10 protein-coding genes and 1 pseudogene are annotated in these 15,852 nt (G+C 69.6%); 10 read left to right on the top strand and 1 reads right to left on the bottom strand.

Annotation, left to right across the window (positions count from 1 at the left end; translation table 11 throughout):
- Nucleotides 1-53: 53 nt before the first annotated feature.
- From cobN to GFK26_RS25805, 6 genes are read left to right on the top strand one after another with little or no spacing between them, the layout of a single operon-like run.
- The gene (gene cobN / locus GFK26_RS25830) at nucleotides 54-3,986 is read left to right on the top strand and encodes a cobaltochelatase subunit CobN (RefSeq protein ID WP_416222514.1); all 3,933 of its coding nucleotides are present in this window, start codon (nucleotides 54-56) and stop codon (nucleotides 3,984-3,986) included.
- Nucleotides 3,987-4,004: 18 nt separating this feature from the next.
- Nucleotides 4,005-4,985 carry an adenosylcobinamide-phosphate synthase CbiB gene (gene cbiB, locus GFK26_RS25825; protein WP_153286110.1) on the top strand — a complete coding sequence of 327 codons (981 nt, stop codon included), beginning with the start codon at nucleotides 4,005-4,007 and terminating at the stop codon, nucleotides 4,983-4,985.
- Complete coding sequence (locus GFK26_RS25820) at nucleotides 4,982-5,992, top strand: aminotransferase class I/II-fold pyridoxal phosphate-dependent enzyme (protein ID WP_153284471.1); 1,011 nt, start codon at nucleotides 4,982-4,984, stop codon at nucleotides 5,990-5,992. The genes cbiB and GFK26_RS25820 overlap by 4 nt, the downstream gene beginning before the upstream one ends.
- A 53-nt stretch (nucleotides 5,993-6,045) precedes the next feature.
- Nucleotides 6,046-6,399, top strand: a complete 354-nt coding sequence (locus GFK26_RS25815; RefSeq protein WP_153284470.1) for a CidA/LrgA family protein — start codon at nucleotides 6,046-6,048, stop codon at nucleotides 6,397-6,399.
- A complete protein-coding gene (locus tag GFK26_RS25810) occupies nucleotides 6,396-7,124 on the top strand; it encodes an LrgB family protein (protein WP_099796765.1) in 729 nt (242 codons plus the stop codon). Before GFK26_RS25815 ends, GFK26_RS25810 begins: the two co-directional genes overlap by 4 nt.
- A 43-nt stretch (nucleotides 7,125-7,167) precedes the next feature.
- A complete protein-coding gene (locus GFK26_RS25805) occupies nucleotides 7,168-7,632 on the top strand; it encodes an OsmC family protein (RefSeq protein WP_153284469.1) in 465 nt (154 codons plus the stop codon).
- 15 nt (nucleotides 7,633-7,647) lie between these two features.
- Here the strand turns inward: GFK26_RS25805 and GFK26_RS25800 are convergent, their stop codons facing one another.
- Complete coding sequence (locus tag GFK26_RS25800; RefSeq protein WP_153284468.1) at nucleotides 7,648-8,562, bottom strand: LysR family transcriptional regulator; 915 nt, start codon at nucleotides 8,560-8,562, stop codon at nucleotides 7,648-7,650.
- A gap of 181 nt (nucleotides 8,563-8,743) precedes the next feature.
- On the opposite strand from GFK26_RS25800, the gene GFK26_RS25795 reads away from it, so the two are divergent.
- The 4 genes and pseudogenes from GFK26_RS25795 (at nucleotide 8,744) to GFK26_RS25780 (ending at nucleotide 15,846) form a co-directional block, all read left to right on the top strand.
- Nucleotides 8,744-9,625, top strand: a complete 882-nt coding sequence (locus tag GFK26_RS25795; RefSeq protein ID WP_153284467.1) for an alpha/beta hydrolase fold domain-containing protein — start codon at nucleotides 8,744-8,746, stop codon at nucleotides 9,623-9,625.
- A 155-nt stretch (nucleotides 9,626-9,780) separates the two neighbouring features.
- Nucleotides 9,781-11,034: an efflux RND transporter periplasmic adaptor subunit gene (locus GFK26_RS25790; protein WP_153284466.1), complete on the top strand. Its 1,254-nt coding sequence runs from the start codon at nucleotides 9,781-9,783 to the stop codon at nucleotides 11,032-11,034.
- 40 nt (nucleotides 11,035-11,074) lie between these two features.
- Nucleotides 11,075-14,345 (top strand): annotated as a pseudogene (locus tag GFK26_RS25785) (efflux RND transporter permease subunit).
- Between the two features lie 25 nt (nucleotides 14,346-14,370).
- Nucleotides 14,371-15,846 (top strand): efflux transporter outer membrane subunit, encoded by a 1,476-nt coding sequence (locus GFK26_RS25780; RefSeq protein WP_153284465.1) that lies wholly within the window; start codon nucleotides 14,371-14,373, stop codon nucleotides 15,844-15,846.
- Nucleotides 15,847-15,852 lie beyond the last annotated feature (6 nt).

Here is a 15,852-nt window from a genome sequence, read left to right as displayed (position 1 = left end):
CGCGGCTTTTCGTTTTCTGGCTCTGGCTTTTGTGCCTGATGGCGCAGCCTGCGATGGCGGCCGAGTCTCACGTGGTGGTATTGAGCACGGCGCTGGTGTCGCCTGCGCGCGTCGTGCGGCTGCAGACGGCAGCGCACACGGCCGGCGTGCCGCTGCAGGTAGTGTCGGCCGCGCAGGACACACCCGATGCGCTCGCCGCCGCGCTTGACGGTGCGCGCCTTCTCGTCATCGATGCGCCGCACCTCAGCGTCGCCCAGTCGGCGGCGGCGCGCTTCGGCGACGTCATCGCGCGCAGCGCCGTTCCTTATGTGCAGATCGGTGAGTTCGCGCTCATGGCGAAAGGCCAGAAGCCGCCTGAGGTGCCGCCGCTCGCGGCCGAGCGCGGCGTGGATGCGGCTTGGGCGCAGCGCTTGCGTGCCTACTGGCGTTTTTCGGGTGAGGCCAATCTGAAAGCCTCGGTGCAGGCGATGGCGCGCGTCGGCGATGCGGCTGGGCTGCCCGACCCCGTGCCGTTGCCACTCGCCGGCTTCTATCACCCCGACTGGCCACGCGTCGAAAGCAGCATCGCGGCCGTCGAGGCGTTGCCGGGCGGGCAGGGCACCGTCGCCATCGCGGTCAACAGCGCCACGCTGACTGGCGACGACACCGACTGGCTCGACCGGCTGATCGGCACGCTCGCGCAACGCGGCCTGCGCGCCTATGCCTTCTACGGCCCGCGCCAGCAGAAGGACCTGTTCTTCCGCATGACGCACGCCGGCGAGGGCGAGCGTCGCGTGGCCGATCTCCTCGTCAACGCCGCGCTGGTGTTCAGCCCGAACGAGCGCAAGGCCGAGCTCGAACGCATCGGCGTGCCCGTGCTGCAGACGCTGCCGTCGCTGGCCATGGACGCTTCGCAATGGGCGCGCAGCAAGGACGGCCTCGCGCAGACCGACATCGCGGCCTACTACAGCCCGAGTGAACTCGCGGGCATGACCGACCCGATGCTCGTGACGGCACGCGACGCCGTCACCGGCAGCCTGCAGCCGTTGCCCGCGCAGCTCGATGCCGTGGTCGACAAGGCCGCCGCGCTGCTGCGCCTGCGGCGCACGCCCGCCGCCGAGCGCCGCGTGGCGATGCTGGTCTACAACTACCCGCCGGGCGAGGCCAACTTCGGTGCGTCGTTCCTCAACGTGCCGCGCAGCGTCGACCGGATGCTGTCCGCGATGCAGGCGGCCAGCTACCGCACCGAGGCGCCGGGCGCGGACGCGGTCATCGCGCAGGTGCAGGCCACGATGAAGGCCTACTACCCGACGGCGCAGGGCGGCGACGCGCTTCAGCCGCTGCTCGACCAGGGGCTGGCCGACACGCTGCCGCTGTCGCAATACCTCGCGTGGTTCCGCGCGCTGCCTTCTGAGACGCAACGCCGCATCGAAGCCTACTGGGGCCCGCCCGAATCCTCGGCCATGCTGCGGCCCGTGGCCGGCGCACCGGCCTTCGTGGTGCCGCGCGTGCAGTTCGGCCAGGTGGTCGTGCTGCGCCAGCCGCCGCGCTTCGAGCCCGGCACGCAGGTGGCCGACAAGGCGCAGCAGGTGTACCACCGCGCGGCCGTGCCGCTGAGCCACGGCTACCTCGCGACCTACCTCTGGCTGCGCAGCCGCTTCGGTGCCGATGCGCTCGTGCACGTGGGCACGCACGGCACGGTCGAGTGGTCGGCGGGCAAGGAGCGCGGGCTCTCGGTGCAGGACGATCCGCTGCTCGCGCTGGGCGACGTGCCCAACGTCTATCCGTACATCATGGACAACCTCGGCGAGGCGACCACCGCGAAGCGCCGCGGTCGCGCGACGATGGTGAGCCATTCGACACCCATGTTCACGCCCGCGGGCTTCCGCCCCGGCGTGCGCGAAATGCACGACCGCCTGCACGACTGGGAAACGCTGTCGCCCGGCGCGGTGAAGACGGCGATGGAACGGCGTCTCACCGCCGACTTCGTCGCCCAGCACTACGACCGTGACCTGCAATGGACGCCCGCGCGCATCCGCGCCGATTTCGCCGGCTTCATCGCCGTGCTGCATCCGTACCTCGACGAGCTGGCGCAGACCGCACAGCCGCTGGGCCTGGCGACCTTCGGCGAGGCGCCTGATGCGCAGCGGCGGCGCCAGACCATCCTGCAGATCCTCGGCAAGCCCGTGGCGCAGGCGATGGGCGAAGACCTCGACGAGATGTTCCTCACCGATGCGCAGGGCATTGCAGCGTCGAAGCCTGCGCGGTGGCTGGAAGCGGTGTTGGCGGGCCATGACACCGCCGACGCCGAGCCCTTGCGCACCTTGGCCGCACGGGCTCGCGCGCTCGACACGGTGCTGGCTCACAACGAGGAAATCGAAGGCCTGCTCACCGCGCTCGACGGCCGCTACCTGAAATCCCGCTACGGCGGCGACCCGGTGCGCGACCCCGACAGCTTGCCGACCGGCCGCAACCTCTACGGCTTCGATCCCAGCCGTGTGCCCACGCGCGCCGCCTGGGACACCGGCGTCGCCGCGATGGACGACTGGATCGCTGCGCACGCCCGCACCCACGGCGGCCGGCCGCCGCAAAAGATCGCCTTCACGCTCTGGGCCGGCGAGGCCTCGCGCCACCAGGGCGTGACCGAGAGCCAGGCCTTCCATGCACTCGGCGTGAAGCCGCGCTGGGACGAAGCCGGACGCATGGTCGGCATCGAGATCGTGCCGGCCGCGGTGCTGAAACGGCCGCGCATGGATGTGCTGATCAGCGTCACCGGTTCGTACCGCGACCAGTTCCCGCACGTGATGCGCTGGCTCGACGAAGCCGTGCAGCAGGTGGCCGCGCTCGACGAGCCCGGCAACGCCGTCGCGCAGCACAGCGAAGCGATGGCGCGCACGCTGCGTGCCGAGGGTGCGACGGCGGCCGAGGCGCGGCGCTGGTCTACCGCGCGCGTGTTCTCGAACGAGCAGGGCAGCTACGGTGCCGGGCTCGAAGAAGCGGTGCTCGCCACCGAACTCTGGAAGGGCCAGCAGCGCGGCGGCGGCGACGCGCAGATGGCCGGGCTCTACATGGACCGCATGGGCCACGCCTACGGGCGCGGCCTCGACGGCATGACGCGCGCGGGCGCCTTCGCGGGCAACCTCGCGCAGGTCGATGCCGCGCTGATGGCGCGCACCTCCAACCTCTACGGCGTGCTGACCAACGACGACCCGTTCCAGTACCTGGGCGGCATTGCGCTCGCCGTGCGCCACCTCACGGGCAAGGACCCGGCGCTGTACGTGCAGAACCTGCGCGACGGCGCGGCCGTGCGCACCGACACCGCCGCCGGCGCCATCGCGCGCGAGATGCAGACGCGCTACCTGCATCCCCAGTGGATCGAGGCGCAGAAGGCCGAGGGCTACAGCGGCGCGCTGCAGGTGCTCAAGACCGCGCAGTTCCTCTGGGGCTGGCAGGCGACCGCGCCTGCGGCCGTGCGCGCGGACCATTGGCAGTCGCTGCACGAGGTCTATGTGCGCGACACCTACAAGCTCGGCACGCGCCAGTGGCTGGAGCGCGAGAACCGCGCCGCCTTCGCGCAGACGCTGGAACGCATGCTCGATGCCGTGCGCCTGAACTACTGGAAGCCCGATGCCACGACGCGGCGCGAGCTGGCGCAGGCCTACACGGAGGCGGTGCGCGCCACGGGGCTGCGGGAGCGGAACGAGGCGGTGCAGCGGTTCGCGCAGGCTGCGTTGGTGCCTTCGCCTGTGACTGCACCTGCGCCGGTTGTTGTCACGTCGCCCATCGCACGCGTCGAAGCAGCGACACCTGCGCCCGAATCGCCCACCACGCCAGACCTAGCACAGCCCGTGACCGGCCTCCAGCTGAAGCCCATCACCGACACCCCCTCGCCCCCGCCGCCGTCCGCCGCGCTGCCGCGCCTGCTCGCCGCATTCGGCGCCGCCTTGCTGCTGGCCGTCGGCGCGCTGGTGCAATGGCGGCGTGGCCGGGCCGTGCCCGCCGCCTGATTCACGAAAATGCCTTCCATGCCCGCGCTCGATCCCTTCACCGTCTTCGCCCTCGCGTTGGTCGCCGCCCTGTGGCTGGCACTGGCCGTCGACCGCTGGCTCGGCGAACCGCCCGCGCCGCTGCATCCCGTGGTGTGGATGGGCCGCTACCTGGACTGGATCGGCAGCCGCCTCGCGCCGCGTGCCGCCGACGCGAAGCCGCGTGACCTGCCGGGCTTTGCGATGGGCGCGCTCGGCTGGTGCGTGGGCGCGATGGCTGCGTTCGCCGTCGCGTCGGCCGTGCAGAGCTTGGGGATGCAATGGCTACCAGTCTGGGCCATGGCCGTGGTGCTTGGGCTCGCGTTCAAGCCGCTCTTCGCGTGGCGCATGCTGCGCGACGAGGTGCTGGCGGTCGAGACCGCGCTGGGCGAATCGCTCGACGCAGGCCGTGCACGGCTCGCACGCCTCGTGAGCCGCGATGTCTCGACGCTGAGCGAGCGCGAGGTGCGCGAAAGCGCCATCGAATCGCTGGCCGAGAACCTCAACGACTCGCTGGTGGCGCCCGTGTTCTGGTTCGTGCTGTTCGGCCTGCCGGGCGCGGCGCTCTACCGCTTCGCCAACACCGCCGACGCCATGTGGGGCTACCGCGGCGAACGCGGCGGTCGCGACTGGACCTGGTTCGGCAAGTGGGCCGCACGCGCCGACGACGTGCTCTCGTGGCTGCCCGCGCGCCTCACCGTGCTGCTGCTGGCACTCGCGGCCGGCCGTTGGCCACGCGGCGTGGCCCGCGAGGCGCGCCGTACGCCGTCGCCCAACAGCGGCTGGCCGATGGGTGCGATGGCGCTGCTGCTGGGCGTGCGGCTGGCGAAGCCGGGCGTCTATGTGTTGAACGGGGAAGGGCGTGCCGCCACGTCGGCCGACACCGCGCGCACCGCGCAGCTCGGCGAACGGGTGGCGTGGGGGCTGGCGGTGATTGCTTCGCTGGCGATGCTGTCGCCGCTGCTGGCGAGGTGGGCATGACGAATCAAGCCATGGTGCACGGCGGCCCCGACGAGACGGGCGCCGCGCCGCACGACTTCTCGACCAACGGCAACGCGGTGGGCTCGTGTCCCGCCGTGCTGGCGGCATTGCGCGAGGCCGACGCGGCGCACTATCCCGATCCGCGCTACACCGCGTTGCGCACCGCGCTTGCCGATTTCCACGGCGTGGCCGTGGAGCGCATCGCGATCGCCGCGAGCGCGAGCGAATTCATCCACCGCATCAGCGCCGCCGTTGCGCAACGTGGCGGTGGAGATGTCTGGCTGCCCGCGCACAGCTACGGCGACTACGAACGCGCCGCCCAGGCCTGGGGCCTTGACGTGTGGCGCGCACCCGAAGAGGCCGACGGTGCCGCGCTGCGTTGGTGCTGCGAACCGTCGAGCCCGTTAGGCCAGCCGCAGCCCGACATCGCGCAGCATGCCGCGAGCGATGCGGTCTGCGTGCTCGACATGGCCTACGAACCGCTGCGCCTCGAAGGCCGGCCTTCGCACGACGACGCACAGCGCGACCGCGTCTGGCAGCTGTGGACACCGAACAAGGCCATGGGCCTCACCGGTATCCGCGCCGCCTATGCGATCGCGCCCGCGAACCTCGACGTGGCCGGCCCGTTGCTGGAGCGGCTCGAACGCCTTGCGCCGTCGTGGCCGCTGGGCACGCACGGCGTGGCGCTGCTCACGACCTGGGCCACCGACGAAGCGCAAGGCTGGTTAGCGCGCAGCCTCGACATCCTGCGTGACTGGAAGGCGCGGCAGCGCTCCGTGTGCGAATCGCTCGGTTGGGAGGTGCAGCCCGGCGACGCCAACTTCTTCGGCGCACGGCCCGACGCGCCGTATCCGCCTCGCGCTGCCGCGCTGCGCGCCGAGGGCATCAAGCTGCGCGACTGCACTTCCTTCGGCCTGCCAGGGCACCTGCGCCTGGGCGTGCTGCCGCCGGCCAGCCAGCAGGCACTGAAGGCCGCGTGGGCACGCGCCGCACGACACAGCGGCTGAACGCACCTCGCACCACAATAGGGCCGTCGCAAAAAAGGAAAACAACGAGGCCCATGCTCTACGCCATCACCACGCTCTTTCTGTGCCAGCTCGCGGGCGAACTGCTCGTGCAGTGGCTGTCGCTGCCGATCCCCGGTCCGCTGATCGGCATGCTGCTGCTCTTCGTCGGCCTGCTCGTGCGCCGCGGCGTGCCGGAAGCGCTGACCGACACCTCGGGCCATCTGCTGCGCAACCTGATGCTGCTGTTCATTCCGGCAGTGACCGGCGTCATGTTGCATTTCGAGCGTGTGGGGCGTGAGTGGCTGCCGTTCCTTGCGGCCGGTGTCGTGGGCGGCGCCTTCACCATGGCGGTGACCGCGCTCACGCTGCGCTGGATGATCCGCATCACCGGCAAGGACGCTGAATGAACGCACCCGCCAAACTCTCTGAAATCTGGGTCTTCCTGGCCCAGTCGCCGCTGCTGTGGCTGTCGCTCACGCTGCTGGCCTACCTGGGCGCGCTGTGGCTGCACGCGCGCAGCGGACGCAACCCGATGGTCAACCCGGTGTTGGTGTCGGTGATCGTCATCGTGGGCGTGCTGCTGCTCACGCGCACGCCTTACGACACCTACTTCGAGGGCGCCAAGTTCGTCCACTTCCTCATCGGCCCGGCCACCGTGGCGCTGGCCGTGCCGCTGTACAGCCAGGTCGGTCGCCTGCGGCGCCTGTGGCTGCCGATCGGCGTGGCGCTGCTGGTGGGCTCGGTGGCTGCCATCGTGTCGGCCATTGGCATCGGCTGGGTGCTCGGCGGTTCGCACGAGCTCTTGATGTCGCTCGCGCCCAAGTCGGCCACCATGCCGATCGCGATGGGCGTGGCCGAAAAGATCGGCGGCCTGCCGTCGCTGGCGGCCGTAGCCGCGGCCATCGCCGGCATCTCGGGCGCGATCATGGCGACCGGCTTGCTGAACCTGCTGCGCATCAAGGAGCCCGCGGTGCGCGGCTTCGCTGTCGGCATGGCGGCGCACGGCATCGGCACCGCGCGGGCCATTCAGGTGAACGAAACCGCAGGCGCGTTCTCGGCGCTGGCGATGGGGCTCAACGGCATCGCGACCGCGCTGCTGGTGCCGCTGATCGTGAAGCTGATGAGCGTCTGACATTCGATCATTCATTCATTCCATCCATCGAGGAGCACGACCCATGTCCGAGTACACCGCCGAGATCGTCTGGGAGCGGGGCGACCAGGACTTCCTGGCCAACACTTACAGCCGCCACCACGTGCTGCGTTTCGACGGCGGTGCGCAGGTGCCGGGCTCTTCGTCACCGCATGTGGTGCCGCTGCCGTTCTCCGATGCGTCGGCCGTCGATCCGGAAGAGATGTTCGTGGCCTCGCTGTCCAGCTGCCACATGCTGTGGTTCCTCACCATGGCGGTGAAGCGCAAGTTCGTGGTCGACCGCTATGTCGACGCGGCCACGGGCGTGATGGAGAAGAACGCCGAGGGAAAGATGGCGATGACGGTGGTCACGCTGCGCCCGCAGGTGAGCTTTTCGGGCGAGAACCTGCCTACGCGGGAGCAGATCGCGCACTTGCATCATCGGGCGCATGAGGAGTGCTTCATTGCGAATTCGGTGAAGAGCGAGGTGCGGTGCGAGCCGGTCTACTGACGCGGGAAGCGCCCCTCAGCGCTTCTGCAACCGCGGATTCTTCGCGAACAGATCCGCCGCCCAGTCCACAAACGCCCGCACCTTCGCGCTCAGGTGCCGGTTCGGCGGGTACACCACGTGGATCGGCAGCGGGTCGCGCTGCCAGTCGGCCAGCACCTCGACGAGTTCACCGGTCTCCAGCAGCGGCTCGGCCGAGAAGGTGATGCACTGCGACAGGCCGAAGCCCGCGAGCACGGCCGTCATGTGGGCGTTGCTCTCGTTGACCGACACGCGGTAGGGGCCGTTGAGCTCGATGTACTCGTCGCCCTTCTTGAACTCGTGCGGGTACACGCGCCGGGTGGTGCCCGAGAAGTAGCTCACGACGTGGTGGCGCTTCTCGATGTCGTTCGGATGTTGCGGCGCACCATAGCGCTTGATGTAGGCCGGCGAGGCGACGGTGACGAAGTGCAGGGTGCCGATGCGGCGCGCCACCAGCGACTGGTCGCTGAGTTCGCCGGCGCGGATCACGCAGTCGACGTTGTCGCTGATGAGGTCGACGGTGCGGTCGCTCACGCCCAGGTCGACCTGGATGTCGGGATAGCGGTCGCAGAAGCTGGCCAGGTTGGGCAGGATGATCTGCTGCGCCACCGAGGTGCCCACGTCGATGCGCAGCCGCCCCGTGGGGTTGGCCTGCGCATTCGTCATGCTGGCTTCCATGTCGTCGAAGTCGTTCAGCAGCCGCGCCGCGCGCTCGAAGTAGGCGGCGCCGTCGGGCGTGACGGTGACGCGCCGCGTCGTGCGGTTGAGCAGCTTCACGTGCAGGCGCGCTTCCAGCGCCTGGATCTGCTTGGTGACGGTGCCCTTGGGCAGGGCCAGAGAGTCGGCGGCACGGGTGAAGGTGCCGGCTTCCACCACGCGGACAAAGATCCGCATTGCCTGGATTTGATCCATCGAATGCCTGTTCAGGGAGACCGGCTTATGCCGGAAGGAGGCGGATTCTCACACAAGGAATGCGCCCCTACGGTATGCCCGATTGTTCTCCGTTTGGAAACAGAGTAGGGCTGTGTTTCCTGTTTCAACGCGCATGTAGCGCCTTATATTTCAACCATCGCCCATATCCCTGAGGTCGCCCATGTCACCCCGTCCATCGTCCCGGTCCGCTGAAGCTGCTGCGCTTGCCGCGGCACACGGCGTGGAGTCCGATCTGTCGATCGAGCTGCCCGGCCGCGAGCCCGTGGCTGCCCGTGTCTACGGTCAGCGTCCACGGGGCGAAACCGTGCCGCTGGTGCTGCACTTCCATGGCGGCACCTTCATCTGCGGCAACCTCGACAACGGCCGCAACGTGGCCCGGCTGCTGGCCGGCGCGGGTGCGGTGGTGGTGTCGCTCGACTACCCGCTGGCCCCGGCGGCCCCGTTCCCGGAGCCGGTCGAGGTGGGTTATGCGGCGCTCGAATGGCTCTACAAGCAACGCGTGAAGCTCGGCGGCAAGGGCGCCCAGGTGTACCTGGCCGGCGAAGAGGCCGGCGGCAATCTGGCGGCCAGCGTGGCCCTGGTGGCCCGCGACCGCGCCCATCCGCCGCTGGCAGGCCAGATCCTGCTGTCGCCCATGCTCGACCCGTGCGCCGGCACCGCCTCGCTGCGCAATGCCACGAACGACGAGGCTGAGTGCCGCTGGGCCACGGGCTGGGCCAAGTACCTGAGCTGTCCGTCGAACGCCACGCACCCCTACGCGGTGCCGAGCGGATCGCTGCGGCTGGCCGCCCTGGCACCGGCGCTGGTGCTGGTGGGGCCCGACGACGCGATGCGCGACGAGGCCATGACCTTCGCGGGCCGGCTGCGGTCGGCCGGCATCGAGGTCACGAGCAGCGTGCTGACCGGTGCCGACAACTGGCCCAAGGCGCTGTACGACACCGAGGCCGTGGGATGCGCATCCTGCGAAGCCAGCGTGCAGCAGCACTTCCGCGAATTCTTCAGCGCCACCACACCGCCCCCGGCGGTCCCTGAGCCCAGCTAGACCCGCGAGGGTCCGCTCCGCCCCCTGAACCAAGCCGCCGCCTCCACCGAGGCGGGTGGCAGGGCTTTCTGTTCTCTGAATTCCGCCTCCTGACGCCGCCGGCGCCGGGATGGCCTGTTGCATCCCGAAAAAGTCATCGAGAAGGACGAACCATCATGTCGAACAAGAACGAACAATCGCTGTCTTCCGCCGCCCGCAAGGGGCTGTGGCCCGCCGTGACCGGCCTCACCGCGGTGCTGGCCGTGGCCGCCGCGGTGGTGGGCATGTACAGCTTCAAGGCCGAGGCCACGGCCCCGGTGGCCGCGCAACAGGGCACGCCGGTGTCGGTCGCTACCGTGGCGTCGAGCGAGATCAACGCCTGGGACGAGTTCTCGGGCCGCCTCGAAGCCGTGGAGCGCGTCGATGTGCGCTCCCGCGTGGCAGGCGCCGTGCAGTCGGTGCACTTCCGCGAAGGCGCGCTGGTGAAGCAGGGCGACCTGCTCATCACCATCGACCGCGCACCGTACGTTGCCGAGGTGGAGCGTGCCGAAGCGCAGGTCGCGTCGGCCCAAGCCCGCCAGGCCTTCAGCCGCAGCGAGCAGGAGCGTGCCAAGCGTCTGTGGGACGAGCAGGCCATTGCGCAGCGCGAGCTCGACGAGCGCGTGAACGCCGGCCGCGAAGCCGAAGCCAACTTGCGCGCCGCGCAAGCCTCGCTGCAGACCGCACGCCTGAGCCTGGGCTACACCCAGGTGCGCGCGCCGGTGTCGGGCCGCATCGGCAAGCTCGAAGTGACCGTGGGCAACCTGGTGGCCGCCGGCCCCGGCGCGCCCGTGCTGACCACGCTGGTGTCGGTGAGCCCGATCTACGCGAGCTTCGACGCCGACGAGCAGGTCATCACCCGCGCGCTGAAGGACCTGCCGGCCAACGCCGGCGCCCGCGGCCAGATCGACACGATTCCCGTGCAGATGGGCACCGCTGGCCTGGAGGGCACGCCCTTCACCGGCAAGCTGCAGCTGATCGACAACCAGGTCGACGCCCGCAGCGGCACCGTGCGTGTGCGTGCCTCGTTCGACAACAAGGACGGCGCGCTCATTCCCGGCCAGTTCGCCCGCATCCGCATGGGCCAGGCCCGCAACGACACCGCGCTGCTGGTGAGCGAGCGTGCCATCGGCACCGACCAGAACAAGAAGTTCGTGATGGTCGTGGGCGACGACAACAAGGCCATGTACCGCGAGGTGACGCTGGGCGCGCCCATCAACGGCCTGCGCGTGGTGAGCAAGGGCCTGAAGGCCGGCGACCGCGTCGTGGTGAACGGCCTGCAGCACATCCGCCCGGGTGCGCTGGTGGTGCCGCAGTCCGTGACCATGGACGCCAAGGCCGATACGAAGCAACAACAACCGGAACGCGTGGCCGAGGCCGCGAAGTCCTGATTTCGGAGGAGGGCGCCCTGGCGCCCGCCGGAGAACCAACATGAATCTCTCAAAATTCTTCATCGACAGGCCGATCTTTGCCGGCGTGCTGTCGCTACTGATGCTGATCGCCGGCCTGATTGCGCTGCGCGGCCTGCCGATCTCGGAGTACCCCGAAGTCGCGCCGCCTTCGGTGGTGGTGCGCGCCACGTACCCCGGCGCCAACCCGAAGGTGATTGCTGAAACGGTGGCCACGCCGCTCGAAGAGCAGATCAACGGCGTCGAAGGCATGCTCTACATGGGCAGCCAGGCGACGACCGACGGCGTGATGACGCTCACGGTCACCTTCCGCCTCGGCACCGATCCCGACAAGGCCCAGCAGCTGGTGCAGAACCGCGTCTCGCAAGCCGAGCCGCGCCTGCCCGAAGAAGTGCGGCGCCTCGGTATCACGACCGTCAAGAGCGCGCCCGACCTGACGATGGTGGTCCACCTCGTCTCGCCGAACAACCGCTACGACATCAACTACCTGCGCAACTACGCGGTGCTGAACGTCAAGGACCCGCTGGCGCGCATCGAAGGCGTGGGCCAGGTGCAGATCTTCGGCGGCGGCGACTACTCCATGCGCGTCTGGCTCGATCCGCAGAAGGTCGCGCAGCGTGGTCTCTCGGCTTCCGACGTGGTGGCTGCCATCCGTGGCCAGAACGTGCAGGCCGCGGCCGGCGTGGTCGGCGCATCGCCGGGCCTGTCGGGCGTGGACATGCAGCTGTCGATCAATGCGCAAGGGCGCCTGCAGAGCGAAGAAGAGTTCGGCGACATCATCGTCAAGAGCGGCACCGACGGCGCCGTCACGCGCCTTCGCGACATCGGCCGCCTCGAAATGGGCGCCGCCGACTACTCGCTGCGTTCGCTGCTGAACAACGACCCGGCCGTCGGCATGGGCGTGTTCCAGGCCCCGGGCTCCAACGCGCTCGACATCTCGTCCAACGTTCGCAAGACGATGGAAGAGCTCAACAAGAACATGCCGGAAGGCCTGGAATACCGCATCGCCTACGACCCGACGCAGTTCGTGCGTGCGTCGATCGAATCGGTGATCCACACGTTGCTCGAAGCCATCGCGCTGGTGGTGCTGGTCGTGATCCTGTTCCTGCAGACGTGGCGCGCATCGATCATTCCGCTGCTGGCCGTGCCGGTGTCGGTGATCGGTACCTTCGCGGTGCTGCACCTCCTCGGTTTCTCGATCAACGCGCTGAGCCTGTTCGGGCTGGTGCTGGCGATCGGCATCGTGGTGGACGACGCCATCGTGGTGGTGGAGAACGTCGAGCGCAACATCGAGGCGGGGCTCACACCGCGTGAGGCCACGTACCGCGCCATGCGCGAAGTGTCGGGCCCCATCATCGCGATCGCGCTGGTGCTCGTGGCCGTGTTCGTGCCGCTGGCGTTCATCAGCGGCCTCACGGGCCAGTTCTACAAGCAGTTCGCGGTGACCATCGCGATCTCGACGGTGATCTCGGCCATCAACTCGCTGACGCTGTCGCCCGCACTCGCCGCCTTGCTGCTGCGCGGCCACGACCAGCCGAAGGACGCCCTGACGCGCGGCATGGACAAGGCCTTCGGCTGGCTGTTCCGCGGCTTCAACAGGTTCTTCCATCGCGGCTCCGAGGCCTACAGCGGCGGCGTCAAGCGCGTGATTTCGCGCAAGACGCTGATGCTGGTGATCTACCTGGCGCTGGTCGGCGTGACCTTCGGCCTCTTCAAGGCGGTGCCCAGCGGCTTCGTGCCCGCGCAGGACAAGCAGTACCTCATCGGTTTTGCCCAGCTGCCCGACGGCGCCACGCTCGACCGCACGGAAGAGGTGATCACCCGCATGGGCGAGATCATGAAGAAGAACCCGAACGTGGAAGACGCCATTGCCTTCCCGGGCCTGTCGATCAACGGCTTCACCAACAGCTCGAACTCGGGCATCGTGTTCGCCACGCTCAAGCCCTTCGACCAGCGCAAGCGCGCCGACCAGAGCGGCGGTGCGGTGGCGGGCCAGCTCAACGGTGCGTTCTCGAGCATCCAGGACGCGTTCATCGTGATGTTCCCGCCGCCGCCGGTGGCAGGCCTGGGCACGACCGGCGGCTTCAAGCTGCAGATCGAAGACCGCGCCTCGGTCGGCTACGACCAGATGGACGTTGCGGTGAAGGCCTTCATGGCCAAGGCGTATGCCGCGCCCGAGCTGACGGGCATGTTCACGAGCTGGCAGGTCAACGTGCCGCAGCTGTATGCCGACATCGACCGCACCAAGGCGCGCCAGCTCGGCGTGCCGGTGACGGACATCTTCGACACCATGCAGATCTACCTCGGTAGCCTGTACGCCAACGACTTCAACAAGTTCGGCCGCACGTACTCCGTGCGCGTCCAGGCCGATGCGCCGTACCGCGCCCGTGCCGAAGACGTCGGCATGCTGAAGGTGCGCTCGACCTCGGGCGAGATGGTGCCGCTGGCCGCGCTGATGAAGGTCAACTCGACCTTCGGCCCGGAACGCGCCATGCGCTACAACGGCTATCTGGCCGCTGACATCAACGGCGGCCCGGCCCCCGGCTATTCGTCGGGCCAGGCGCAGGACGTGATCACCAAGATCGCGGCCGAGACGCTGCCCAAGGGCGTGAGCTTCGAGTGGACCGAGCTGACCTACCAGGAAATCCTGGCCGGCAACTCCGCCTTCCTGGTGTTCCCGCTGGCGATCCTGCTGGTGTTCCTGGTGCTCGCCGCGCAGTACGAAAGCCTGACGCTGCCGATCGCGATCATCCTGATCGTGCCGATGGGCATCATGGCCGCGATGGCGGGCGTGTGGATCTCGGGGCGACAACAACGTCTTCACGCAGATCGGGTTGATCGTGCTGGTGGGGCTGAGTGCGAAGAACGCGATCCTGATCGTGGAGTTCGCACGGGAGCTGGAGTTCGCCGGACGCACGCCGATCCAGGCCGCGATCGAAGCGAGCCGCCTGCGCCTGCGCCCCATCCTGATGACCTCGCTGGCCTTCGTGATGGGTGTGCTGCCCCTGGTGCTCTCGACCGGCGCCGGCTCCGAGATGCGCAAGGCGATGGGCGTGGCGGTGTTCGCCGGAATGATCGGCGTGACGGCCTTCGGCCTGTTCCTGACGCCGGTGTTCTATGTGCTGATGCGCCGCCTGGCGGGCAACCGGCCGCTCAAGCTGCACGGCGAAGTGCCGCACGGCGACGACTTCGTGTCGGCCGACCATCCTGCGACCCCTTCGCACGGCGGCGGTGGTGGCGGTCTGCATCCGGTACCGGCCTCGCCGCGCCCCTCGCACGGCGCGCATGACTGATCGACAAGAAGAAAGAAGGTTTTCCATGACATTCGGAATCCCCACCCTGATGCGCCCGCTGCGCACCGCCATGCTGCCGCTGGTGGCGGCCCTCGTGCTGGCCGGTTGCGCCAGCGTGCCCTCGGGCATGCCCTCGGTGCCGACCGCGGCCCAGTTCAAGGAACAGCCGCAGCAGCAACCGGGCGCCACGGCCCCGGCCGGCTTCACCCGCGCCACGCCCGCCGAGGCGCAACCGCGCGGCGAGTGGTGGCTGGCGTTCAACGACCCGGTGCTCAACACGCTGGTCGAGCGCGCCGCCGTCGACAACGCCAACATCCAGGCCGCCGCCGCGCGGCTGGCCGAGGCCCGTGCGCTGGCACGCAGCGCGCAGGCCGACCGCCTGCCGCAGATCGGCCTGGGCGCCGGCGCCAACCGCGGTGCGGGCCTGGACAAGGCCACGGCCAGCACCCGGCCCGGCACCATGACCAACATCGGCGCCACGTTCTCGTACGAGGTCGACCTGTTCGGCCGCCTCTCGGGCGCGGCCGATGCGGCCAAGCTCGACGCGGCGGGCCGCGAGGCGCTGCTGCAGAGCACCCGGCTCGCGGTGCAGGCCGAGGTGGCGCAGACCTACCTGCAGCTGCGCGCGCTCGACGCCGAGCGCGTGCTGGTGCGCGAATCGGTCGCCGCCTACCGCGACACGCTGCGCCTCACGCAGCGCCGCCAGCAGGCCGGCGACATCGCCGAGCTCGACGTGGCGCGCGTGCAGACCGAGGTGTCGTCCACCGAATCGGACGCGCTCGCGCTCGACCGCCAGCGCGCCCAGGTGGAACATGCGCTGGCCGTGCTGGTGGGCGATTCGGCCTCCAGCTTCGGCATGCGGCCCGACGACTGGGGCACCGCGCTGCCGGTGATCCCGCCGGGCGTGCCGTCCACGGTCCTCACGCGCCGGCCCGACGTGTCGGCCGCGCAGAGCGCTGTCATGGCGGCGCAGGCCCGCGTGGGCGTGGCGCAGACCGCGTGGTTCCCGAACATCTCGCTGACCGGCGCGGCCGGCTACGCCTCGCCCGAGATCGGCGACCTCTTCAAGTGGTCGGCGCGCTCGTGGGGCGTGGGCGCGCTGCTGTCGCTGCCGATCTTCGACGGCGGTCGCCGCGAAGCCGGCGTGCAGGGCGCCAATGCCCAGCTCGACGGTGCGCTGGCCAGCTACCGCTCGCAGGTCCTGGTGGCGTTCCAGGAGGTCGAAGACCAGCTGGCCGCCATCCGCATCCTGCAGGAGCAGTCGGTGGTGCAGGCGCAGGCCGTGACCTCGGCCCAGCGCGCCACCAGCCTGTCGGACACGCGCTACCGCAACGGCTACGTGAGCCAGCTCGACCTGCTCGACGCGCGCCGCAGCGAGCTGCGCAACCGGCGCCAGGCGCTGCAGGTGAAGTCGGCCCAGTACCAGGCGACGGTGGGGCTGATTCGCGCGATCGGCGGCGGCTGGGAAGTGCCGGCGGCGGAAAAGGTGGCGACCCGCTGATCAACG

Origin of the sequence: Variovorax paradoxus (assembly GCF_009498455.1) — a bacterium.
In the GTDB taxonomy this organism is placed as follows: Bacteria; Pseudomonadota; Gammaproteobacteria; order Burkholderiales; family Burkholderiaceae_C; genus Variovorax; species Variovorax paradoxus_H.
Note: the sequence above shows the minus strand (reverse complement) of the source record. Positions and strands in the feature narration are given on the sequence as shown.

What these genes read in the sequence shown, in the direction of transcription:
- GFK26_RS25815 (WP_153284470.1), top strand. Translation starts at nt 6,046, where the DNA reads ATGCTCTACGCCATCACCACGCTCTTTCTGTGCCAGCTCGCGGGCGAA.
- GFK26_RS25780 (WP_153284465.1), top strand. Translation starts at nt 14,371, where the DNA reads ATGACATTCGGAATCCCCACCCTGATGCGCCCGCTGCGCACCGCCATG.
- GFK26_RS25790 (WP_153284466.1), top strand. Translation starts at nt 9,781, where the DNA reads ATGTCGAACAAGAACGAACAATCGCTGTCTTCCGCCGCCCGCAAGGGG.
- GFK26_RS25800 (WP_153284468.1), bottom strand. Translation starts at nt 8,562, where the DNA reads ATGGATCAAATCCAGGCAATGCGGATCTTTGTCCGCGTGGTGGAAGCC.
- GFK26_RS25810 (WP_099796765.1), top strand. Translation starts at nt 6,396, where the DNA reads ATGAACGCACCCGCCAAACTCTCTGAAATCTGGGTCTTCCTGGCCCAG.
- cobN (WP_416222514.1), top strand. Translation starts at nt 54, where the DNA reads ATGGCGGCCGAGTCTCACGTGGTGGTATTGAGCACGGCGCTGGTGTCG.
- cbiB (WP_153286110.1), top strand. Translation starts at nt 4,005, where the DNA reads ATGCCCGCGCTCGATCCCTTCACCGTCTTCGCCCTCGCGTTGGTCGCC.
- GFK26_RS25795 (WP_153284467.1), top strand. Translation starts at nt 8,744, where the DNA reads ATGTCACCCCGTCCATCGTCCCGGTCCGCTGAAGCTGCTGCGCTTGCC.
- GFK26_RS25820 (WP_153284471.1), top strand. Translation starts at nt 4,982, where the DNA reads ATGACGAATCAAGCCATGGTGCACGGCGGCCCCGACGAGACGGGCGCC.
- GFK26_RS25805 (WP_153284469.1), top strand. Translation starts at nt 7,168, where the DNA reads ATGTCCGAGTACACCGCCGAGATCGTCTGGGAGCGGGGCGACCAGGAC.